This window comes from Streptomyces sp. CA-106110, assembly GCF_050936285.1.
Lineage (GTDB): Bacteria > Actinomycetota > Actinomycetes > Streptomycetales > Streptomycetaceae > Streptomyces.
In genome coordinates, this window is the sequence record NZ_JBNJNB010000001.1 from 12,266,756 (window position 1) to 12,288,763 (window position 22,008).

General features: G+C 67.5%; 16 protein-coding genes and 4 pseudogenes. 10 read left to right on the forward strand and 10 right to left on the reverse strand.

The genetic code is table 11. The features are described from left to right. Positions 1 to 209: 209 nt before the first annotated feature. Positions 210 to 1,010 (forward strand): HARBI1 family protein, encoded by an 801-nt coding sequence (locus ACQEXA_RS56875; RefSeq protein ID WP_433134818.1) that lies wholly within the window; start codon positions 210 to 212, stop codon positions 1,008 to 1,010. A gap of 75 nt (positions 1,011 to 1,085) precedes the next feature. On the opposite strand, the gene ACQEXA_RS56880 is transcribed toward ACQEXA_RS56875, so the two are convergent. Continuing rightward, on the reverse strand, positions 1,086 to 2,633 hold the full coding sequence (locus ACQEXA_RS56880) for an FAD-binding oxidoreductase (RefSeq protein WP_359410151.1): 1,548 nt from the start codon (positions 2,631 to 2,633) through the stop codon (positions 1,086 to 1,088). 481 nt (positions 2,634 to 3,114) lie between these two features. On the opposite strand from ACQEXA_RS56880, the pseudogene ACQEXA_RS56885 reads away from it, so the two are divergent. The 3 genes and pseudogenes from ACQEXA_RS56885 (at position 3,115) to ACQEXA_RS56895 (ending at position 6,209) form a co-directional block, all read left to right on the forward strand. Then, positions 3,115 to 4,555 (forward strand): annotated as a pseudogene (locus ACQEXA_RS56885) (NF041680 family putative transposase). A gap of 30 nt (positions 4,556 to 4,585) precedes the next feature. Beyond that, positions 4,586 to 5,413 (forward strand): NAD-dependent epimerase/dehydratase family protein, encoded by an 828-nt coding sequence (locus ACQEXA_RS56890; protein ID WP_432938702.1) that lies wholly within the window; start codon positions 4,586 to 4,588, stop codon positions 5,411 to 5,413. A gap of 517 nt (positions 5,414 to 5,930) precedes the next feature. Further along, a complete protein-coding gene (locus ACQEXA_RS56895; protein WP_432920291.1) occupies positions 5,931 to 6,209 on the forward strand; it encodes a hypothetical protein in 279 nt (92 codons plus the stop codon). A gap of 105 nt (positions 6,210 to 6,314) precedes the next feature. Here the strand turns inward: ACQEXA_RS56895 and ACQEXA_RS56900 are convergent, their stop codons facing one another. Next, positions 6,315 to 6,674 (reverse strand): aminotransferase class I/II-fold pyridoxal phosphate-dependent enzyme, encoded by a 360-nt coding sequence (locus ACQEXA_RS56900; protein WP_433134249.1) that lies wholly within the window; start codon positions 6,672 to 6,674, stop codon positions 6,315 to 6,317. Between the two features lie 131 nt (positions 6,675 to 6,805). Here ACQEXA_RS56900 and ACQEXA_RS56905 point away from each other — a divergent pair. Then, positions 6,806 to 7,402, forward strand: a pseudogene (locus ACQEXA_RS56905) (transposase); the annotation flags it as partial. A 692-nt stretch (positions 7,403 to 8,094) separates the two neighbouring features. Then, positions 8,095 to 8,826 (forward strand): reverse transcriptase N-terminal domain-containing protein, encoded by a 732-nt coding sequence (locus ACQEXA_RS56910; protein WP_433134819.1) that lies wholly within the window; start codon positions 8,095 to 8,097, stop codon positions 8,824 to 8,826. Between the two features lie 531 nt (positions 8,827 to 9,357). Here ACQEXA_RS56910 and ACQEXA_RS56915 read toward each other — a convergent pair. Further along, positions 9,358 to 10,479, reverse strand: a pseudogene (locus ACQEXA_RS56915) (recombinase family protein); the annotation flags it as partial. Between ACQEXA_RS56915 and ACQEXA_RS56920 the strand changes: the two are divergent. Then, positions 10,387 to 11,847, forward strand: coding sequence for a group II intron maturase-specific domain-containing protein (locus ACQEXA_RS56920; protein ID WP_432920295.1), 1,461 nt, complete (start codon positions 10,387 to 10,389; stop codon positions 11,845 to 11,847). The pseudogene ACQEXA_RS56915 and the gene ACQEXA_RS56920 sit on opposite strands and share 93 nt — an antisense overlap. Before the next feature lie 74 nt (positions 11,848 to 11,921). Next, positions 11,922 to 12,704, forward strand: a pseudogene (locus tag ACQEXA_RS56925) (IS1380 family transposase); the annotation flags it as partial. A 134-nt stretch (positions 12,705 to 12,838) separates the two neighbouring features. Here the strand turns inward: ACQEXA_RS56925 and ACQEXA_RS56930 are convergent. Continuing rightward, the gene (locus ACQEXA_RS56930; RefSeq protein WP_433134251.1) at positions 12,839 to 13,555 is read right to left on the reverse strand and encodes a GntR family transcriptional regulator; all 717 of its coding nucleotides are present in this window, start codon (positions 13,553 to 13,555) and stop codon (positions 12,839 to 12,841) included. Positions 13,556 to 14,001: 446 nt separating this feature from the next. On the opposite strand from ACQEXA_RS56930, the gene ACQEXA_RS56935 reads away from it, so the two are divergent. Then, positions 14,002 to 14,529, forward strand: a complete 528-nt coding sequence (locus tag ACQEXA_RS56935) for a hypothetical protein (protein WP_433134253.1) — start codon at positions 14,002 to 14,004, stop codon at positions 14,527 to 14,529. A 65-nt stretch (positions 14,530 to 14,594) separates the two neighbouring features. Then, positions 14,595 to 16,130, forward strand: coding sequence for an ISKra4 family transposase (locus ACQEXA_RS56940; RefSeq protein WP_433134255.1), 1,536 nt, complete (start codon positions 14,595 to 14,597; stop codon positions 16,128 to 16,130). A gap of 35 nt (positions 16,131 to 16,165) precedes the next feature. Here the strand turns inward: ACQEXA_RS56940 and ACQEXA_RS56945 are convergent. The 6 genes from ACQEXA_RS56945 to ACQEXA_RS56970 all read right to left on the reverse strand — a co-directional run bounded on the left by ACQEXA_RS56945 (position 16,166) and on the right by ACQEXA_RS56970 (position 21,837). Beyond that, positions 16,166 to 16,965, reverse strand: a protein-coding gene (locus ACQEXA_RS56945; RefSeq protein ID WP_432938706.1) for an IS5 family transposase whose coding sequence is annotated in 2 segments (ribosomal slippage) — positions 16,166 to 16,617 and positions 16,617 to 16,965 — 801 coding nt in all. Because the reading frame shifts where the segments join, the coding sequence is not laid out codon by codon here. Between the two features lie 334 nt (positions 16,966 to 17,299). Continuing rightward, entirely contained in the window at positions 17,300 to 17,812 is a 513-nt protein-coding gene (locus ACQEXA_RS56950; protein ID WP_433134257.1) for an Imm21 family immunity protein, read from the reverse strand. 875 nt (positions 17,813 to 18,687) lie between these two features. Further along, positions 18,688 to 19,983 carry an ISAs1 family transposase gene (locus tag ACQEXA_RS56955; protein ID WP_433134259.1) on the reverse strand — a complete coding sequence of 432 codons (1,296 nt, stop codon included), beginning with the start codon at positions 19,981 to 19,983 and terminating at the stop codon, positions 18,688 to 18,690. Between the two features lie 702 nt (positions 19,984 to 20,685). Further along, positions 20,686 to 20,808 (reverse strand): hypothetical protein, encoded by a 123-nt coding sequence (locus ACQEXA_RS56960; protein ID WP_433134261.1) that lies wholly within the window; start codon positions 20,806 to 20,808, stop codon positions 20,686 to 20,688. A gap of 19 nt (positions 20,809 to 20,827) precedes the next feature. Next, on the reverse strand, positions 20,828 to 21,142 hold the full coding sequence (locus ACQEXA_RS56965) for a hypothetical protein (protein WP_433134263.1): 315 nt from the start codon (positions 21,140 to 21,142) through the stop codon (positions 20,828 to 20,830). 191 nt (positions 21,143 to 21,333) lie between these two features. Then, on the reverse strand, positions 21,334 to 21,837 hold the full coding sequence (locus ACQEXA_RS56970; RefSeq protein WP_433134265.1) for a DUF6233 domain-containing protein: 504 nt from the start codon (positions 21,835 to 21,837) through the stop codon (positions 21,334 to 21,336). Between the last annotated feature and the right edge of the window lie 171 nt (positions 21,838 to 22,008).

Consider the following 22,008-nt stretch of genomic DNA (forward strand, 5'->3'; position numbering starts at 1 on the left):
TCACCGGTATCCGGTCGAGATGATCTCCCACTGAGGTCTTCTCAGCAACAAGACGGTTGCGGTGCGTGACCTCGTGCGGGACGGCGTCGCCCCATGTCTGGTGACCTGGCGTGAGATATGGGTGAAGCCCCTGGTAGGAACGGGTCTGCGAAGATCAAGTTCCGTACGGCCAGAGGCTTCACGCGTTGACCAGTATCACCTACACCGCTGTGCTCGATGTCGGCAGGGAGACCGCCGAGACCCTGGCCCGGCTCCTGCGCGAGCACCGAGAGCGGCTCGGCACCCGCAAGAACACCCGCGCCCTGGGCGTCTTCAAGCAGGGCATCCTTGTCCTGCGGTGGTTCGTCGACGGGACCCGGCTGGCCCAACTCGCCCGCGACAACGGGATCTCAGTGCCCACCACCTACCGCTACCTGCACGAGGGACTGACCGTGCTCGCCGACCACGCCCCGGACCTGTCCACCGCGCTGGAGCGGGCGGCGGCTGCCGGATACACCCACCTCAACCTGGACGGCACCGTCATCCGCACCGACCGCGTCGCCGCCCCCGGCCCCAACGGAGCCGATCTCTGGTGGTCCGGGAAGCATAAACATCATGGCGGGAACGTGCAGGTCATCTCCGCCCCGGACGGCTGGCCGCTGTGGGTGTCCCCGGTCCGCCCCGGCCGCGAACACGACACCACCTGCGCCCGTACCCACGGCCTGATCACCGCACTGAACCGACTCGCCGCCACCCTGAACATCCCGACCCTGACCGATCTCGGCTACGAGAACGCCGGCGACGGCTTCCGCCACCCCGTCAAAAAGCCCCAGAGCCGCGAACTCGACGTCGAGCAGCAGACGTTCAACAAGGTGATCCGTGGCATCCACAGCGCCGCCGAACGTGCGAATGCCCTGCTAAAGGTCACGTTCAAGGCCCTGCGCCGCGTCAGCCTCGACCCTGGCGGCATCACCCGGATCGCCCGAGCCGCCCTCGTCCTGCTTCAGCTGGAACACGGCCGCGCCGCCTGAACGAAGATCACGAACCGTCACGAGACGTTACCGAGAAGGGTTCATTGTCGACGGGTGGCTTTCCTGCTCGTGATGTCACTCAGGCGTGCTGATGTTGTGGTTGTGACGGAAGACGTTGTCCGGGTCGTGTCGGCGCTTGGCGGCGACGAGACGGTCGAAGCGCTCTTTGCCGTAGACCGCACGCACCTCATCGGTGTCTCTTGCCTCGTCTGGCGACAGGAAATTCACCATATTACGCTCGGCCGCCCAGGGTGCCAGTCCGTCTATGACACGCGCCAGACCGGCCCGCAGTTCCCCGGCATGGTCAGGAGTGCCTACCGCGGCGCCGAAGAGGACATACGGCAGTCCTTTGCTGGGCACTGAGTTGGGGAACCGCGGCTCTCGGTCGAAAGCACCGCCGAGCGCTCGTATTTCCACAGTTGTCACTTCGCAGCCCGACTCGGCGCCCGTCAGTTCCACGAGTGCCTGCGCAGTCTGTTCGGAGAACTCCGTCAGACACAGGCAGCGGTCGAAGTATGGCATCGGGTCCACTGGGTCCAGATGGATCTCTCCGATGGCCGAGTAGGGCTTCTCGCCCAACAGGTTGAGCAGGGTCGGCGCAGCAGCCAGCAGCGGTGCGACCAGCTTCTCGCCCTCGGCAGCGGTGCCGAGGTAGCCGATCCGCAGATGGACCACGAATGCGCCACGCAACGGATCGGGGAGCGCCGGTACGTCGGGCAGGCGCTGGATGGCGACGGACGACGTCATGTCTTCACCGACGGTGGGCAGCCAGGCACGCCAGGCTGCCAGGACACGCTCCAGATCCTCCCCGCGAAAGTAGACGCCTCCACCGTAGAAACGGCGGACGGGGAACACCTCGAACTCGATCGCGGTCACCACTCCGAAGTTGCCCTTGCCTCCGAGTAGTGCCCAATAGAGGTCGGGTTCGGCCTGGGGTGTGACGCGACGCAGCTCTCCGTCTGCGCTCACCACGTCCAGCCACCTGACGTGGTCGGCGGCATACCCGTGGGAGCGGCCCAACAGCGGACTCTGGCCACCTCCCAGCGTGTATCCGACAACCCCGACCTCAGGTGCCGAACCGGATACCGGGGCAAGGCCGTGCTCGGCTGTGAGCGGCAGTACTTCACTCCAACGCACGCCGGCCCCGACACGGACGGTTCGCTCCTCGGCGTCGACGGCGATGTCCTTCATCCGTTGCGTGGTGATGAGGAGCGAGCCCTCTGCCGCCGAAACCATTTGGTGGGCAGCCGACTTCACCGCCACCGGCAGCCCGTGCCGGCGGGCAAACCGTACCGCCGCGACGACATCCTCCGCGTTGGCCGCTCCCACCACGACCGCCGGCCTGAGAGCACAGTTCAGGTTGTACGTGGCGCACTCTGCCTCGTACCCCTCCGCGCCCGGCTCCAGAACCGGTCCCGTCACGCCCTGTCGCAGGACCGCGACGTCCTCCGGCCTCAATCGCACACCCGCCATGCCGGATGCGTCCTTGTCCACGTTCCCACTCATTTGGTTCCACCCCTGTTTGCCCATACCTCGACGCGGCAGATCCACCGGTCCGTCGTTGGCCGGTCGAGGCACCTTCAGTACATTAGCTAAGTGGACTATATAGTCCAGGGCGAGCATACATAACATGGGCATCGACCAAGAAACTGGACCCTTTGGTCCAGGAGTGCCTGGAGGCTTCACAGTGGAGTTGTTCGATGGGTTCTTCCGTGCTGAGCAGCGGCAGTGCTGAGGGGCAGCCACGACGAGTCGCGCGCGTCGGGTTCGCCGCGTGACATGTATGCACTGATACAGTCGCGCTTGAGGCTGAAAATGAGGCTGAAAAGACGCGGTCGCCTCGTCGAAGATGTTCCGGCGCCGGGCGGCGCCCGAACGGCCCGGACCGCCAGTTCTCATCCTGCGACGCAGCATCGCAGCAGTCATCTGGAGCCCCCCATGCGCGTGTTCGTCACTGGCGCCAGCGGCAGCATCGGCTCAGCTTGATCTTTAACCTCGGCAAGATCGTTTCTTGTCGGGGTTCTTGATTCGCCGGACAGAGAGCGCGGCCGTCCTTGAGGCTTCGGAGTGTCGAGCAACGAAGCACCAAGAAACGGCCGCTGTGATGAGTGTTCTGGATGACGCCGCCCGCGTCGAGTCGCTGTCCGTGTTGTCCTGCTTCCGTGAGGACTTCCATGCCTGCCTGTCCCGGCGAGCGGATGCACTGTTCGAGCTGACGGATGCGGTTCTGTGTGCCGACGGCCCGGTCACCTCGCTGGTCGACCTGACGCTGGTGGCGGAGCACCAGCGGGGACACGGCGCGATGTACGACGCGCTGAACTGCGGGCGCCTCCAGGTGGAACGTCTGCGCCGGTCGTTGGCGTCCCTGCCGCTACCCAGGGCGGCCGATGGGAGGATCGTGCTGGCGGTCGATGTCTCGCCGTGGCTGCGGCCCGATGCGCCGACCAGCGCGGAGCGGCTGTTCTGTCATGTCTACGGGCGGGCCAAGAGCAACTCGCAGTTCATCCCGGGCTGGCCCTACTCTTTCGTCGCTGCCTTGGAGACCGGACGCACATCCTGGACCGCGCTGCTGGACGCGGTGCGGCTGGGCCCGGCCGACGACGCCACTGCGGTGACCGCCGCCCAGCTCCGCGAAGTTGTCGACCGGATCATCGCTGCAGGGCACTGGAGCGACGGTGACCCGGACATCCTGATTGTGATGGACGCCGGCTACGACGTCACCCGCCTCGCTTTCGTCCTCACGGACCTGCCGGTCGAGCTGGTGGGCCGTCTCCGCTCCGACCGGGTGCTGCTTCGACCCGCACCACCGCACCGTTACAGCCCCAAGGGGGGCCGGCCCCGCAAGCACGGCGGAACCTTCACCCTGGCCAAGTCCGACACCTGGCACGAGCCGGAGGTGGCGACCGTCACCGACACCACCCGCTACGGGAAAGCCGAGGCGATGGCATGGGACCGGATGCATCCCCGGCTCACCCACCGCGGGCCCTGGCTGGACCACGAGGGCGAACTCCCCGTTCTGCATGGCACGTTGATCCGCCTCAGGGTCGAGTACCTGCCCGGTGACCGTGACCCCAAGCCGGTCTGGCTGTGGTCGTCGGTCACCGGTGCGAGCGCTGGACTGGTCGATGTGTTCTGGCAGGCCTTCCTGCGAAGGTTCGATCTTGAACACACCTTCAGGATGATCAAGCAGACGCTCGGCTGGACCCGTCCGAAGGTCCGTGAGCCCGATACGGCGGACCGCTGGACCTGGCTGGTCATCATCGCCCACACGCAGCTCCGGCTCGCCCGCCCACTCGCCGAGGATCTTCGCCGCCCCTGGGAGAAGCCCGCCGAGCCGGGGCCGGCTCACGCCCGCGCGGGTGCGGCGGGGGTTTCGGAACCTCCGAGCGAAGACGGCCCGTCCGGCGGCCGCACCCAAACCTTCCCGGCCCGGCCCCGGACGCCCGACCGGCTCGAAGAACCGCCGCCGGGCACCCAACCACGACGTCGGTAAAACCGTGAAACGCGATCTCAGCATCGCGGAACACAAGAACCGTGCAGGTTAAAGATCAAGCTCAGTTGTCGTTCCCGAACTCATCGCCGCCGGTCACGAAGTCCTCGGCCTCGTCCGCTCCGATGCGGCGGCGGCGGCCGTCGCCGCCGCAGGCGGGACGCCGCTCCGCGGCGACCTCTCCGACCTTGACAGCCTCCGCGCCGGAGCCGCGCAGGCCGATGGTGTCATCAACCTGGCCTTCAGCAACGACTGGAGCAACTTGGAGCAGGGCATCGCCGAGGAAGCGCGCGCCGTGCAGACCCTCGGGGCTGCGCTCGCAGACAGCGGCAAGCCGTTCGTGCATGCCGGCCTCACGCCGATGATGCCGGGTCACACCTCCACCGAAGAGGACCCCGACACCACCGACGGTCCGGTCGGTGGCCGTGGCCGCAATTCCGAGGCGGTGCTGGCTCTGGCCGCCCAGGGTGTCCGGTCCTCTGTCGTGCGGCTGCCGCGCTCCGTGCACCAGCGCGGGTTGCAGTACGGCTTCTGCTCGGTGCTCATCGCCGCTGCGCAGACAACGGGCGTGTCAACGTACGTCGGAGACGGCACGCAGCGATGGCCGGCGGTCAACCGGCTTGACGCCGCCCCGCTGTTCCGCATCGCACTTGAGGACGCTGAGCCGGGCACGGTCCTGCACGCGGTAGCTGACGGGGGCGACACCATGAGGTCGCTGGCCGAGGCCGTCGGCGGTGTGCTCGCGGTGCCGGTCGAGTCGGCACCGCCTGAGCGCTTCGGCGTCGTCGGTCGCCTATTTGCCCTTGACATGCCGTCGTCGAGTGCACTGACCCGAGAACGGTTCGGCTGGGAGCCCACCCACCCGAGCCTGATCGACGACCTTGCTGTCGGCGACTATCCCGCCCTGGGCTGAGATCCACGGAATGCCGCCGGGACCGGGCAGGAGCCTGTTGGAGTGCCTCCCTGGCGTGGGTGTAGAGCGCTGGACCCAAGCTGATGCGCTTGACCCCGGCCGCCTCGAGGATGTCGTCCCTACGATCACCGCACTGACGACCTGGTGTAGGGCTTCCTGCCTGGTTCAGCTTCGGCCGCCCCCGGTTGAGCCGGTGGTCGGTGGTCAGACCGGACGAGGCCGGGATTCACGCGATGCCGGCGAAGGTTCGTTGTTACGTCATCTGGCGCACGCTGCAAATCGGTGTCCATCCGTACGGTCAGGGCATGACCAGCAGTTTCCCGACAGAGGCGGAGGCTGTTCCCGCCAGACTCGGCTTGCTTGCCTGCTCTCCGCCGCACGCGTGGAGATACACCCGCTTCGCGATCAGCTTCGTTTGGCATTTGGGCCCTTCGTTCGGCCGCCGATGCGCGGACGGTGGGTCCAGCCACGGCCCGCGTCGTGGTCTTGATCAAGGCCGTTGAAGTGACCATCCCCGATGACTACGAGCCGCCGTAGTTTCGAGCACAGCGCACAAACGCTCGAGCGCGCCGGCAAAGGCGTGCTCTGGCGGTGTGCCGTAGCCGACGACCAGTGCCGGCACAGTGCCACTGCCGAACGACGCCATCCCCTCCAACGCAAGCCCCTGCTGCTGCCCGCGGGCGACCAGCTCGGCCTCGGTCGGCCCGTCTGCGGGGAGTTTCAGGACGGCATGCAGCCCGGCGGCTATTCCGGACACGTGCACGTGTGGGGCACGCTGAGCCAGCGCTGTGACTAGCTGGTCCCGACGTCGCCGGTAACGTGCGCGCATGTGCCGCACATGTCGGTCGTACCCGCCCGAGGTGATCAGCTCGGCGAGGGTCAACTGGTCGAAGACCGAGGACTAGCGATCGGCGAGGTACTTCTCGCGTACGACCCGTCCTAGTAGATGGGGCGGTAGTACGAGCCAGCCCAGTCGCAGAGCCGGTGTCAGGCTCTTGCTTGTAGTGCCCGCATAGGCGACGTGATGCGGGGCAAGGCCTTGTATCGCGCCCACTGGTTGTCTGTCGTACCGGAACTCACCGTCGTAGTCGTCCTCCACGATCAACGCGTCGTGCTCGCGGGCCCAGGCCACGGCGGCTGTTCGTCGCCCGGGTGGCATTGCCGCGCCGGTCGGGAATTGATGCGACGGCGTGAGCAACACCGCATCCTCGCCAGTCAGCTGGTCGACGCAGGCGCCGTCAGCGTCGAGTGACAGTTGCACGGTTTCTAGCCTCGCGCTTTCGCGAGTGGGCCTGTCCAGGTCTTGATCAAATAAGTGGAGAGTGCCGCTGACCTGCAACGATGGGACTTGTTGAGGGTCCTGTCAGCTGCAAGGAAAGAAGCACTCTCCAGGTGAAGAAGCGTAGCGGGTTGTACCCGCGTGTCCGTGTCGAGGGCGGTGGCCGTGGGGTGGTCTCGCAGGCCGGGTCGGTGCTGCTGGTCGAGACGGTCCGCAAGTCCGGGCTGGACACGGCGATATCGGCGGCACTGACGCCGTGGCGCAAGCCGCGAGCCGTGCACGATCCGAGCAAGATCCTGCTGGATGTGGCCCTGGCTGTCGCGCTCGGAGGAGACTGCCTGGCCGACGTCGGCATGCTGCGGGCCGAGCCGGACGTGTTCGGCCCGGTGGCCTCCGATCCGACAGTCTCCCGTCTCCTCGACGCTCTCGCCGTATCCGGACCGAAGGCCCTCGCGGCAATCCGGGCCGCACGTTCCCAAGCGCGCGAGCGAGTCTGGGAGGTGGCCGGTGCAAGCAGCCCGGCCGCCGACGGTCAGGTGACCGTGTACATCGACGGCGTGCTCGTCCTCGCCCACTCCGAGAAGCAGGACGCCACCGCGACCTGGAAGAAGACCTTCGGCCACCATCCCCTCGTCGCGTTCGTCGACCACGGCCAGTCCGGGTCCGGGGAACCGGTGGCCGCCCTGCTGCGGCCCGGCAACGCGGGCTCCGTGCGACACGAGGTCGCACAGTTTGAGTGATCACATCGATCGGAGGGTTGACTGATGTCGAGGGTGTAGATCCGGGCCAGTGTCCAAGGCCCGTCCCCGCTTCGACGTGCGTCACTGGCAACGGTGGGGTGCGGAGCTCGAAGAAGACGCCCAAGGGTCCCCGATCCGTCCGGGGGCCACAGGCAAGGGGAAGACCGGACGGGTGAACGCGAGTGAACCCCTGATGATGCCTCGTCACGTTTGGGCTCCGCCAGACGGAAGTCTCCAGCGGAGTGCAGGGACTGGCCGCTGAGAAGCGGCGGGTGCCGGTCGGACAGGTTGCCGCCGACCGGGAGGACACCGCCGTCCCCGGGGTATAGGGGGCACCCACCCCGGTCGCGTCTCAACTGTGTGGAACGTGGAAACCCCGACGGGGTCCGCCCGGGCGACCGGGCGGTGAGCCGACCGTGAGGAAGGCCCAGCCCCCGGGCGGGAACAGGATGGCCCAAGAAGCAAACGCCGGCGGCCGAAAGGCAGCGGGAAGACGGGGCAACATGTTCGGCCCTCCGCCGATCGCCCTGCATAACCGGCCGGATACGGGCACATGCCCGAACCCGAAAGGGTGCCGACGTGGGCCAGGTGAGTCTGTGGAGACCAGATGCTCGAAGCACCGGAACCAAGGGACAAGTTAGGCGGCCGTGGCCACGGCCGCGGTGAACGGACCCGAGGACGAGATCACCGACTGGCTGGCCGTCGACTGGCAGCAGGTTGAGGACGACGTACGGCGACTTCGGCAGCGCATCTTCACGGCATCGCAGGCAGGGGACCTGAAAAGGGTCCGCAATCTGCAGAAGCTGATGCTCCGCTCCCGTGCCAACACGCTGCTCAGCGTGCGCCGGGTCACGGAGATCAACGCTGGCCGCACGACCGCCGGGATCGACGGGAAGGTGGTGCTGCTGCCCCAGGGCAAGGCCGAACTGGCTGACTGGATGCAGCGATCCTCCGGTTCCTGGAAGTCCCGGCCGGTCAGGCGGGTGTATATCCCCAAGGCAGGAGGGAAGAAACAGCGCCCGCTCGGCATTCCGGTGATCGTTGATCGCGCTCTCCAGGCGCGGGCCCTCAACGCGCTGGAACCCGAGTGGGAGGCACGGTTCGAGCCGAAGTCGTACGGCTTTCGGCCCGGCCGTGGCTGCCACGACGCCATCGAGGCGATCTTCAATGCGGTCGGGGGCAAGAACCCGCACCGCCGGTGGATTCTCGACGCGGACCTGGCAGCGGCGTTCGACCGCATCGACCATGGGCATCTTCTCCGCCAGCTCGGCACGTTCCCCGCGCGGGAACAGATCAGGCAGTGGCTGAAGGCGGGCGTGGTCGAGCGGGAACAGCTCACCCCGACCGAGGAGGGGACTCCACAAGGCGGGGTGAGTACGCCCCCAACGCAATAGATAACTCGGGCCGCGGTCACTCTCCGTGTCACTCTCCGTGTCGGGGGCGCGGTCGTGGGGTCGGCTGGTGGGGGTGGGTTCGCGGATGGGGATGCGGTGCCGGATGGTGATCTTCTCGGGTCCGATGAGGATGTCCTTGACGAGCAGTCGCAGGACGCGCTGGCGCTCTTGGAGGGTGGCGGTGGCTGCGTGGTGGCGGAGCTGGGCGAGGAAGCCTTCCAGGTCGTCCGCGAGTTTCAGGTAGGCGTCGCGGTCGGCGAGTTGGGCTTCCAGGGCGTCGAGCTGGCGGCGGAGGTCGGCCTCGCGGGCCCGCAGGCCGGGCATGCGGGCCCGTAGCTCGTCGATGGTGATCAGCTGTTCCTGGAAGGCTTCGATCATGCGGGTGATCGCGGTGCTTGCCTTGGCCTGGGCGAGCTGGAGTCGGTGCCGTTGGCGGGTGGCCGGGTCGCCGGCGCGGGCCTGTGCCAGGCGCTGGTCGATCTCGGCGCGGATCAGGGCGGGGTCGGCGAGCAGGGCGGTGATGTGGTCCCAGACGACCGCGTCGAGGTAGTCGGCGCGGACCGGCTTGCCGGCGCAGACGCGGCCCCCTTCGTGGCGGTAGTCGTCGGAGCCCAGGCACCGGTAGTAGTAGATCTTGTTCTTGGCGGTCGTCGTGGTGTGGCTGCGGTAGTAGCCGTACCCGCAGCTCGCGCAGGCGATCATGCCCTGCAGCAGGGAGGGGTCCTTGCTGTTGCGGGAGGCGAATTTCTTGTTGTCCGTCAGGCGCTGGGCGGCCCGCTGGAAGGTGGCGGGGCTGATGATGGCGGGGACGGGGATGGTGATCCATTCCTCGGGCGGGCGGGCGACGGCCTTGACCGGGCTGGGGGTGGTGCGGCCTTCCAGGCGGGCCCGGCGGTTCAGGCCCGCCGGTTCGTGGACGGCCTGGGTCTTGCCGAAGGCGGCGGTGCCCGCGTAGGCGGGGTTGCGGAGCATGCCCCAGACCACGCTGCGGTCCCAGCGTGTCTTGCCGGTGCGGGTGCGGGTGCCGGACTCGGTGAGCCAGCGGGTCAGCTCCGCGATGGAGGCGCCCTCGTCGGTGTAGCGGCGGAACAGCTCCGCGACCAGTGCGGCCTGGCTCTCCACGATCTCGTAGGTGGCCCCGCACTCCGGACTCTTGCGCCGGTAGCGGTAGCCGAACGGGGCACCGCCGAGGACGTTGATGGAGCCGGCCCGGGCCCGGTAGGCCTTTCCCCGCCGGTAGCGCTCCATCAGCTGGGCCTTTTCGTACTCGGCGAACATGCCCTGGAACTGGATGAGGAGCTGGTCCTCGGGGCTGTCGCCGCGCGGGCCGCGCAGGAACTCCACCCGGGTGCCCGCGCGGGCGAACTCCTCGATCAGCAGGGCCTGGTAGGCGAACTTGCGGGCCAGGCGGTCCGGCGCGTAGCACAGCACCACGTCCACCCCGACCTGCGCGACCAGGTCCCGCAGCCGTTCCAGTTCGGGCCGCATCAAGGTGGCCCCGGAGTGCCCCTCGTCCTCGAAGACCCACTCCTCGGGCAGCTCAAGCCGCAGCTTCGCGGCGTGCGCGCGCAGCGCCGCCGTCTGCGACCCGATCGTCTGATCCTGCCGTTGCCGGGCCGAGGAGACCCGGGCGTAGATCGCCGCGCTCGTCATGATGCGGCGCTCCTTCCTGGCCGGCCCGCCGCACGCGGGCCCGCCGCGGAGGTACCAAGATGGCGTAGGCCGCCGAGAGGTCCGCGGCCGCCAGGCGGTCGAAGACGCACGCGGTCTCGACCTTCGCCCCGTTCATCGCCGTACTCGCCGGGCTGTCGCCTCGGCCCACCGGGGAGGGCTCTGGCCGCCGGCACCGAGACCACTGGCCATGAGCCGACCGTACCGCCGGCCATCTCAACCGCCCCCGCCCCGCCGCGGCCGCTCCACCCGCCGGTAACTCAGCGTGACCTCGAAGCAGAAGTTGCCCATTGCGTTGGGGGCGTAGTCAGCCCGACGCTGTTGAACGTCGCCTTGCACGGGCTTGAGGAAGCCGCCGGGGTCCGGTACTTCCCTGACGGGATGAGGCACGCGGGTAAGTCGGAGCCGGGCACCCCCGTGGTGATCCGCTATGCCGACGATCTGGTGGCCTTGTGCGTCAGCGAGGAGCAGGCCCGGCAGGTCAAGCAGCAGCTCGCGGTGTGGCTGGCGCCGAAGGGACTGGCCTTCAACGAAGACAAGACGCGCGTCGTCCGTCTTGAAGAGGGCTTCGATTTCCTCGGGTTCAACGTCCGCCGCTATCGCAACGGCAAGCTGCTGACCAAGCCCAGCAAGGCAGCGGTGCGGCGCATTCGCAGCAGGCTGGCCGCTGAGGTCGAGGCCCTGCACGGGGCCAACGCTGAAGCGGTGATCAACAAGCTCAACCCCGTGATCCGGGGCTGGGCGGCCTACTACCGCACCGGGGTGTCCAAGGAGATCTTCTCCTCTCTGGATCACTACATGTGGCGGCTCACCTACCGGTGGGGACTGCGGGCGCACCCGAACAAGTCGAAACGCTGGGTCGTGGCCCGGTACTTCGGCGCGTTCCACCCGACCAGGCGGGATCGCTGGGTGTTCGGCGACCGGGACACCGGCCGCTTCCTGGTGAAGTTCTCCTGGACGAAGATTGTCCGGCATCGGCTGGTGAAGGGCAGAGCGTCTCCGGACGATCCCGCTCTGACCGGCTACTGGGCCGATCGTCGACGGCGGCGAAAGCCCCCGCTGGGGCGGTTCGTGCTGCGGCTGCTACACGCGCAGCACGGCCGCTGTCCCGGCTGCGGCACTCTGCTGCTGCACGCTGATCAAGAGCCGCAAAGCCCCACCGAGTGGGAGCAGTGGCTCACCGCCGTCCGCAAGGCGATCCGCCGCACGGCGCTCGCCACCGAGGATGGCAGCCCACCGGACGACACCGCACGCTGCCTCATGCACGCCCACTGCGCGCGGCGGCGCATCGCCGCCCGCGCACCGGGACCAGCAACTCTGCCTGCCCGCGGGCCCGCGGGACTTGCTTGAGCCGTGTGCCTGGAAAGCAGGCACGCACGGTTCTGAGGGGGCCCCGGCGCAGCAATGCGCTGGGGCTACCCGACAACACCGCCGCCGACCACATCGAAACCGCCCAACTCGCGTTGGCCCAACTACCCAAGCACCTGCGACGGGGACGGCGGACACTGATCCGCACCGACTCCGGCGGCGGCACCCACACCTTCCTCGACTGGCTCTCCAGGCGCGGCCGGTGGCTGTCGTATTCCGTCGGGATGACCATCACCGATGCCATCCACCAGGCCGTTCTGAGGATCCCGAAGAAGGCATGGACGCCGGCCTACGACGCGGGCGGCACAGAGCGGCCCGGCGCCTGGGTCGCGGAGATCACTGACATGCCCGACCTCTCCTCCTGGCCCAAGGGCATGCGGCTGATCGTCCGAAAGGAACGACCGCACCCCGGCGCTCAGTTGCGCTTCACCGACATCGACGGGCTGCGGCTGACCTGCTTCGCGACCAACACCAAAGGCGGCCAGCTCGCTGACCTCGAATTGCGCCACCGCAGGCGGGCTCGCTGCGAGGACCGCATCCGAAACGCCCGCGACACCGGCCTGCGCAACCTGCCCCTGCACGACACCGCCCAGAACCGGATCTGGCTGGAGATCGTCTCCCTCGCACTCGACCTCCTCGCCTGGATGTCGATGCTCGCCCTGACCGGCGACATCCGCCGCTGGGAGCCGAAGAAGCTCCGCATGCGGCTGTTCTCCGCCTGCGCCCAACTCGTGAACACCGGACGCCGCCGCTGGCTCCGCTTCACCGCCCGATGGCCCTGGACCGACGTCATCACCCACGCGCTCGACAGGCTCCATACCCGCCCGAACCCTGGCTGACCAGCAAATTCGAACGTCCCGACGACCCGCACCACCCACCGGCGAGTGGAACCCGGCGCCCACCCGACGCGAAAGCCGGGTCCTCAACCTGCCCCAGACCCGAAAAGACCCACCACACAGACACAACGTCCCCGTCAGCAAGCTGACGAGGACTCATGAATGATCGAGGCTAGCCCGGCCTCGCGCAGGATTGTCGGGGGATTGGGCAAACCCAGTGCTTCCACCGCGATCTGCTGCCCGCCGATTTTGTATAGCGCTCGCCCCAGCAGCCCGATAGCTTGACCGAATCCGGAGCACACACAATGAGTTCTGGGGTGGTGCGTACTCCGCGTACCCGCGCCAGGTACTCGGCCAGCGACTCGCGCAAGTTCCAGCCGCCCACGAGGATCGGAGTAGCCGAAAGCCTCATGGGGCGCGGCTGCCAGCGCCCGGCGGCTCGCGGTAAGCCAGACGTGACGCGGGAATGACGAGAGATCTGGTGAGCCGGGCCGCAGATCGTAAGGGTAGTTTCGACCGCGGCATGACTCAGCGAACTCCTCTGGCATGCTGACCACGGGAGCGGTCTTGCTGTGCGAGGGCTCGCTGAATGTCTCCCGCGTCACCCGTGTCCCCGAACCCTGACGAGCTGTCGACCATCCTTCGGCGACCAGCTGATCGTATACGTCCCTGACCGTGTTCCGTGCGACGCCTAGATCCTGCGCGAGTATTCGTGACGATGGTAGCTGGCTGCCTGGTGCCAGCCGCTGATCCCGTACGGCCTGTCGCAGCGCTTGTTCAAGACGGGCCCGTACGCCCCGGGCCGCCCCCAGGTCCAGGTGTAGATCTATTCCAGGATTGGGCCAATCCGTCACCCTTCAAGTGGATCACATGTCCGGACGGCCGGCTGTGTAGGCCCGACGGCCGCGATTCTGGACGCCATGTGTGAAGCCTCTCGGCTGGCGCTTGATCTTCGCAGACCCACTCTTACCGGGAACTTCACCCCTGCCTGATGTCAGGTCGCCAGAACGTCTTCGGAGTCTTCGTTACTCACCGCAACCGTCAGGTTGCTGAGAGGGCCTACCAGGCGGTTACTGGAACTGAGCCAGATCCTTTGATCAGACACTCCCATCCTTGCCTGACAGGCAAGAAGGCGGCGATCGAGTTCGGTGAGAAGACACCTTCTAAGGCCGTCTGTACCGGGTCCTAAGACGCCATCTCATTTGGGTGCGGCTCGTTTCGAGGGACGGACTGACCTGGGGAGACGTTGACTGGCGTCGGGATGGGCAGGTCTTCGCCCTGAGGGGAGGAGGCGGTGTCGATGGGGTCGTTGTTCGAGGTGATCGAAGCCGAGGAGGCCGAGGTCCGGGGGCGGGTGGAACAACTCGAGGTCCAGCTGGCCGAGTTGACCGAGCGGTTGGGGGCTGAGCGGGAGAGACTCTCACGGCTGGTGATCACCCGTGAGACGGTCGTTGAACTCCTGGCGAGGATGACGGGCGACAGTGCCGTGGACGAGTCGGTGTCGTCAGCCGGGGACGGGTCGCCGTTCGCGGGGGCCGAGCGTCAGGTCGTGGGGGTGTTGTCGGTGCCGAAGTGGCAGCCGGGCATGGAGGCGAGCGCGCTGCCGCGGGTCTACCAGGACATTCTCGAGGTTGTCGATGATGCGCCGGGGCCGGTGCGGGCCAAGCAGGTGGTGCCCCGGATCGGTCTGCCGGTGGAGAACGGGAAGATCGAGGTGACGCGGTCGAAGCTGAAGCGTCTGGTGGTGCGCGGTTGGCTGGACGAGACCACTCCCGGCCTGTTCACCCCATCCCGCACCAGAAAGACTCATTCGTCCAACTCGCCCTGAAAGAAGGGCTCTTCCTTCTAGATTCGTAGGTGCGAACCAGAACGAACCTCGAGAGAAGAGCCCGGATGGAACACTACGACAACCGGGGCACGCCTGAGGCGTTTGCGCGCTCGGTCAGTGCCTTCGACCTGCTGACGGCCACGCTGTCAGGCCAGACGGCCGGCGCATGGACCCATGCCGAGCTGGAGGAACACCTCCGGGCGGCGGGACGCGCGCTGATGCGTCAACTGCTGCAGGACCATCTCGACCTGCGCGCGATACGCGAGGAGGAACACCTCCGTGCCTGTCCGGATCTGCGGGTGACGGGACCGGACGGGCACACGCGTCCGTGGCGGGAGCGGGGCCATGAGCGGTGGCTGTCCACCGTCTTCGGCCATGTGAGGGTGGGGCGGGTTGCGCACCGCGGGCCCGGGGTGAGCAACGTGCATCCCGCGGATGTGCTGCTGTCGCTGCCCGCGGGCCGGCACTCGATGGGCCTGCGCCGCCTGGCCGTGACCGAGGCCGTCCGCGGCTCCTTCGACCAGGCCCTGGCCGCCGTCGGGCGGCAGTGCGGCACCGTGGTGGGCAAACGCCGGCTGGAAGAACTCGTCGTCGAGGCCGCCACGGACATCGACGGTTTCTACCGGGCGAGCATCCCGCTGCCCTGCAGCCGGGACATGCCCCTGGTCATCCAGGCCGACGGCAAGGGCGTGGTCATGCGGCCCGAGGGGTTGCGCAAGGCCACCCGCCGCAAAGCCGCGCAGGCCGCGGCCCAGGGGCGGCGGGGCCGGCTCGCGCCGGGCGAGAAACCCAACCGGAAACGGATGGCCACCATCGCCTGCCTCTTCGACACCCGCCCCGCACCGCGCCGCCCGCACGACGTGATCGGGCCGCCCGAGGGCCGCAGCGGCCACCGCACCCGCCGCCCGCGCCCGAAAGCAGAGAACAAGTGGCTGACCGCCTCCCTCGTCAAAACCCCTGAGCAGGTCATCGCCGAAGCGTTCGACCAGGCCCAGGCCCGCGACCCGCACCACATGCGGGACTGGATCGTCCTGGTCGACGGCGCCCGCCACCAGCTCGACGTCATCCAGACCGAAGCCGCACGCCGCCACGCAAAGATCCACGTCCTCATCGACTTCGTCCACGTCACCGAATACGTCTGGGACGCCGCGCACGCGTTCCACAAGCCCGGCAGCCGCGAGGCCGAAGTCTTCACCGCCGACCGTATCACGGCGATCCTCGCCGGTCACGCCGCCCGCGTCGCCGACGAACTCCTCGCCCTGGCCGACCAGGCCCACCTGGCGGCCTCACGCCGCGAGGCGGTCATCACCTGCCACCGCTACCTCACCGGCCATCTCGAGCAACTCCACTACGACACCGCCCTGGACAAGGGCTGGCCCATCGCGACCGGCGCGATCGAAGGCGCCTGCCGGCACCTGATCGCCGACCGCCTCGACATCACCGGCGCCCGCTGGGGCTTGCACGGCGCCGAAGCCGTCCTCAAACTCCGCGCCGTGACCAGCAACGGCGACCTCGACGACTACTGGGCCTTCCACACCGCTCGCGAACACGAACGGCTCTACCCCAACCCTGACCAGGCCATATTCAGACTGACCGCCTGATCCACGACCTTCACTTCAGAAGAGCCGCACCCATCTCATTTGGTAAGCCTGCGGTAGCAGATGAGGGTGCAGGCGATGCTGGTGAAGGCGAGGAAGTGCTCGGCTTTGCGCTCGTAGCGGCGATGCAGTCGTCGGCATCCGGCAAGCCAGGACATCGTGCGTTCCACGGTCCAACGGTGCCGGCCCAGTCGGGTCGAGGACTCGATGCCCTTGCGGGCAATGCGATGTGTGATGCCCCGCTTGCGTAACCATCGCCGCAGGTGGTCGTAGTCGTATCCCTTGTCGGCGTGGAGCTTTCCCGGTCTGCGTCGTCGGCGTCCGCGTCGGGAGCGGATCGGCGGTATTCCCTTCACCAGCGGGATGAGGGCCTGGCTGTCGTGCAGGTTCGCGCCGGAGATGCCGACGGACAGGGGCAGACCGGTCCGCTCGGTGATCAAATGGATCTTCGAACCATACTTACCCCGGTCTACAGGATTCGGGCCCGTCAGCTCCCCTTTTTCAGGGCCCGCATGTTCACCGAGTCGATGGCGCAGCGGGACCAGTCCAGCTCGCCACGGGCGCCGAGCTCGTCGAGGACCAGGCGGTGGAGCTTCGCCCACACTCTGGCCTTTGACCATTCCGTGAAGCGCCGGTGAGCCGTCGCTCCCGACGGCCCGAACGAGGCGGACGGCAGTTGCTGCCACGTGCAGCCCGAGGTGGCCACGAACACGATCGCAGCCAGCACCTCCCGGTCCCCGTGCCGGCGCCGACCTCCTCCTTGCGGACGAGTCGGCGCCTCCGGCACCACCCGCTGGAACAACTCCCACAACTCGTCCGGCACCAGCCGCTCAACGATCTCCACACCCAGAGGTTATCGAACAAGCCAAATGAGATGACGTCTAAGGCCGAGGACAGGTGTGACTGAGCACGATAGGTGGCCCCTCCGGCCAGATAGGTGCTCACATCCGACAGCGCCGGCGAGTCAGCCGCCGTGCAGGCCCCACTCGTCGAGGCCACCGTAGACGTGGGCTTCAAGGCATCGCAGGTCGGCGATGGCGGGAAGCTGGCGGACTACGTCATAGACAGTCACATGCTCATCCAACCCCCTGGCGGCATCGCGGGCCGCAGAGATCGACGGCCGATCACGATCTGAGCCGAAGCACACCACGTGTCACCCATCGGGACCGAAACTACGGGAGGCTCCGCAGCTGCACCAGAACGAGCGAGGTCAACGGATTGGGCTCCACATACGCCGCACACACGGCATAACGTCCAGGCTCCAGTGCGACACGGACATGATCCTCGCCCTCGAACTCGCTCCCCGACCAGACGGCATCGAGCAAGACCACAGGCCCCGACACGTCCCAGAGCAGCTCTGGCTCCCACACGGCCACCTCAATCGCCGCGCCGACGCCTTCGAGGAACTCTGCCTCCGACTCTGCGGCGCACCAGCGCACGAACAGTCCGTGCTGAGGGAGGAACGCCGTCGAGGCCGGTTCGCCGCCGAGGACCAGGCCGAACTCCTGGCCGACGGAAATGAGGCCGATCCAGTCGTCGACTTCACAGGCACTTTCATAGTCAGCCCTGTGCTCGTCGCTGTCCGCCCCGAGCCAGGACGGCAACGCTGACTCAGGGATCACCACCAACGGACCGCCGCTGGATTCCACCCACTCGACCACGCCTGGATCTGCATACCTGACCATGCGAGGAAGCTACATGCAGGCAGCGACAAGAAGCCTGCCCTCCGGACGACCAGCGCGCTTCGGCTCGCGATCACGCATGCCAACTGTCGATAAGACATGCCGAGCATCTCGAAGAGTCGCAGGCCAGGGGCGTCGTGAGCTACCCAGTTCCAATATGCGTGGCCAGGTTCCAACTATCGTGTCCCGGCTCATCTGGCGGGCCAGGAATCGCGCTCAGGGGCCAACTGGCGTGCTTAAGGGCCAACTATCGCGCTCAGTCACAACAGGCGAGGTCAGAGAGGTGCCACTTCTCGCTGAAAAGTGTCAAGTCGCGCTGAAATTCTCACCGACCCCGTGCCACGAAGGGACGCCTCCGGAACGGCGGTCGCAGTCGGCCATGTGGGCACGATCTATCAGGCCTCGAACGCAGTCTGTTTGGGGAGGGCGACGCCTCGCACCGTCAAGCTGCTGCCGGACGGAACGGTGCTGAATGACCGAGCGGCGCAGAAGATCCGCCGTCAGGAGCAGGGGCACGAGTACGCGGAGGCCAGGCTGATCGCCCTGGGAGCTCGCGTTCCCCCCGCGGGCGGCGACCCAACGGTCTGGCTGCGGGAGGCCTTTGAGGCGGTCGGTGCGCGCAATGTTAGGCACCTCGGAGCCCATCGGTTCTGCGGACAGTTTCCACGTGTTGCCGCTCTGCTGACGACGCTACCAGCGCGCCGCGCTCGCGGCCGTGACTACCGTCCAAGACACCCCTCCGTTCGACGGCTTGGCCGAGGTTCCCACCGCCTCCGACTGGTGCCAGCGGTGGAACGGTCGACGGCACTCCTTCCGTCACGTCGGTGAGGGCGGGTTCGACGCCAGGGCCCCGGCGTTTGCCGGTGATGTCCGGTTGATCATGTGATGCTGTAGAGGGCGAGGACGCGGTGGCGTTCGGTGTGGGCTCGGCGTCCGGCGGCTGTGTTGACGTAGCCCGCCAGGTGGAGTGCGCCGCGGATCAGGTCGCGGACGGCAGCCAGGACTGCGGGTGTGTTGTGGGTCCTGACCTGGGATTTGTCTTCGCCGAAGACGACATCACGAACCCAGTGGACGGTGTTCTCTACGGTCCAGTGTCCGCGAGCCCAGGCTGCGATCTCGGCCGCGTCGGCCTGTTCGGCGGGCAGGTCCGTGATCGCGTACACGGTCTGGCTGCTCCACTTCTTCGCCCCGTACAGGCGGCGTTTGCGCTGGATACGCAGGACCTGGCGGGCGTGCGGGAACAGTAGGCCGTCGACTGTGACGACCTGGACATGGCGTCGCTCAAGGCGGCCGTGGCCGCGGGAGTCGTCGCGGTGGATGACGGGCACCTCACTCCAGGGAAGGCGCTGGAGCTGACGGGCCAGGTTCCACTGGTTGTTCTTGATAGTCAGGAGGTAGTGGGCGCCGCGTTGGTGCAGGTAGTCGGCGTGAGTGCGTTGGGCGTGCAGGGCATCCACGGTGACGACCGCGTCGGCCAGGTCGGCGTCGTCGATCTGGTTCAGCAGCGGGGCGAATTCGGGGATTTCGTTGGTCTTCGCGCCGATCTCGCGCGAAGCCAGGGTGATGCCGTCGCCGTGGCGGACTGCTGACAGGACGAAGACCCGGCTGCCGTCGGCACGTCTGGCGCCGCGCAGGCACTTGCCGTCCACTGCGATCGCACGACGCCGCCGGGGTATCGGATCGGCCCGGGTGGCAGTCTGGTGGGCCCGGCGCTGTTCACGCTCCACGCCGCCGTCCGGCATCTGCGGCGCGGGCACCACCGGCCCGTCGGGCAGCAGGGGGTGCAGCCAGGCGTAGCCTGCCGCGCTGAGTTCGGCCGGATTCAGGCGCCCCAGAACACTGCGCAAGGTCTTCTCGCTCGGGACGCGGTAGCGGCCGAGCAGCGGATGGTAGGGCAGGTTGAAGGCGGCGAGTTCCTCAGGAGCGGCACGCTTGCACCATTCCGCCGCCGCGGTGATCGAGTCATGACCCGCCGGTGTTATTGCGCAGACCACCAGCGCCAGCAGCGAGGCGAGCCGGTAACGCACCCCACAGGCGCCCCGCGGATCGGTTACCGCCTCGAACTCGGCGACCAGACTGCGCACTTCGTCCCTCGTGCCACTCTCGGCAAGGGTTTCCAGGCGGGGTACAGGACAGGCGGGAGCAGGGATGGGGGATGATGGCGGAACGAACACGGCACCCTCGTGGATCTTGAAGCGTAGAGAACTCCATGATCCACAGGGGCCGTGTTCACCTGATTCCGGGGCTCACCGTCGGCATCAACTCGCCCAAGACCGGACGAGCCCGGCAAACGCCGGGGCCCTGTGAAGATCCCCGGGATCTTCAGCCCCTTCCGACGGTTATGGCTGCCTCGCTACGCCGCGTGGAAGTGCCACGAGCCATCGTAGTACTCTTCCCAACCTTGGGTGCCGTAGAGCGGGTTCGGGGGCGCGCACCACGCCTCGCTGTAGCCCGGGGCGGTCGTGATGTTTCCGCGGACGTAGTAGGTCCCGAACGGAAATTCGTTGCAGTGGGCCCTCGCCCTCACCTGACGTCCGCACGGGTTCCCGTAGATCGTTATCCCTTCGCCCCACGCCTCCCCGGCGACGGTGGCTTTGACGACGTTCTGTCCTTGCGCACTGACTGTGCAGTCAGTTGCGGATGCAGAGGTGACCGTGGCTGGAATCATGAGCATCGTCGCGGCGGTAGCGGTTGTTGCGAACGCGGAGATGAGCCGGCGTCGTCTCACTGGACCCCCTAGTTGGAATCGAAGTTCTGCCAGAGCGGCGGGTGGCGGCAAGGATCCCAGCAGCAAGGACGATGGTCAATGACCTTCGAGCACGGTCTTCAGTAATCCCCATCCCCCGCCAGCAGCCGCCGGCCCACACCCCAACGCCCTACACGAACCGGCGCATCCGCGGGTCCACCTTCCCCAAGGTGCACGCCCAGAACGCCATGTCGATCATTGCGAAGCTGATACGGAACGTCAGCCGGAACATCAAGATCACTAGCCCAATCACGAGGGCCCCCTTTCCCGGCCTAGCGGCCGGCCTTCCAATCGGTGTCCAAAATCGCAGCGTGGACAGCCGCGACGATCAGCGTGAAGACCAGCACACCGCCCGACCAGTTCTTCGCGTTGCCGACCACGGACGCAACGATCGGCGTGCCCCAGGCGAAGACGGCGTACAGGGCCGGCACGTACATGGCCACGACCCGCTTCTTCGCCGCGATGAAGAACAGCGGCGGCGCCATCAGACCGGCAGACGCCACGACGACCACGACCCAGATCACCTTGGCCACAGTGGATGAGTACATGCGCGCCCGGATCGGCGCATTGATGTACGGATTACTCATCGTCCCCCCTTACTCACACAGAGGCCACAGTGTGACCCACTGCAAGCCAGCGCGTAAGAGGAACGGGCGTAACCCCCGAATTCAGCACTTCGGCCCCGGCCACCTCCACACCTACAGGCGGGGTCACCGGCTGCACCGAAAGGCCCTGTCCCCGGCGCACCGGCCAAGAAACTCCCAGGAGACAGGGCCCCCTACTCACCGTCCCGCACCAGCGGGTCGAGCGCCACCGAAGCCCCGCACTCCTTGCACGCGAACGCCCCGGCCGTGGACCGCAGCACCTCCAGCGCGTCGAACAGGTCGATCTCGTCCGCGCCGGCAGGAGCCGAGCCACAGTCCCAGATGTGCACGATGACCTGACCCGGACGCCCGCGCTGCGGACGGGTCCGCTGAACCTTGAACGCCCACCGGTCATCGGCCGGGCCCTGGCCCTCATCCTCCTTGGGCAAGGGGAACGTCGGGACCGCGTCGTAGGAAACGCCCTCGACGGGCTGCGCCTGCTCGGGGGTCAGCCACACCAGGTACTCGTTGGGCTCGACGCTCTCGGCCGGGCCGTTGTTGGCCCACATGGGCATCCCGACCCGGCACATCCAACCGCCCAGCTGCCACTGGCGACGCTCATGCAGCCGGCCGTACAGCTCCTGGCCGTCCGGCAGGAGCACACGAATCGGCGGCAGCGACGGTTGCGAGGAGGACATGCGGCCACGGTACGAGACCCAGGCACCAGCCGGCGGCCGTGAAGATTCTGTACCGCCTTCAACTATCGCCCGGCATTTTTGCTGGCGTCGACTCAGCCGGGGCACCTGCTCCACGCAGGGCGTAGGAGCCCCGGGCTCCACGAGCCGCCGGCGGCTCCATTACCCCCGTTG

Coding starts and splice junctions, on each gene's coding strand:
- ACQEXA_RS56940 (WP_433134255.1), top strand. CDS start 14,595: ATGGAACACTACGACAACCGGGGCACGCCTGAGGCGTTTGCGCGCTCG.
- ACQEXA_RS56950 (WP_433134257.1), bottom strand. CDS start 17,812: ATGGTCAGGTATGCAGATCCAGGCGTGGTCGAGTGGGTGGAATCCAGC.
- ACQEXA_RS56880 (WP_359410151.1), bottom strand. CDS start 2,633: ATGCTCGCCCTGGACTATATAGTCCACTTAGCTAATGTACTGAAGGTG.
- ACQEXA_RS56895 (WP_432920291.1), top strand. CDS start 5,931: ATGACTACGAGCCGCCGTAGTTTCGAGCACAGCGCACAAACGCTCGAG.
- ACQEXA_RS56935 (WP_433134253.1), top strand. CDS start 14,002: ATGGGGTCGTTGTTCGAGGTGATCGAAGCCGAGGAGGCCGAGGTCCGG.
- ACQEXA_RS56965 (WP_433134263.1), bottom strand. CDS start 21,142: ATGAGTAATCCGTACATCAATGCGCCGATCCGGGCGCGCATGTACTCA.
- ACQEXA_RS56970 (WP_433134265.1), bottom strand. CDS start 21,837: ATGTCCTCCTCGCAACCGTCGCTGCCGCCGATTCGTGTGCTCCTGCCG.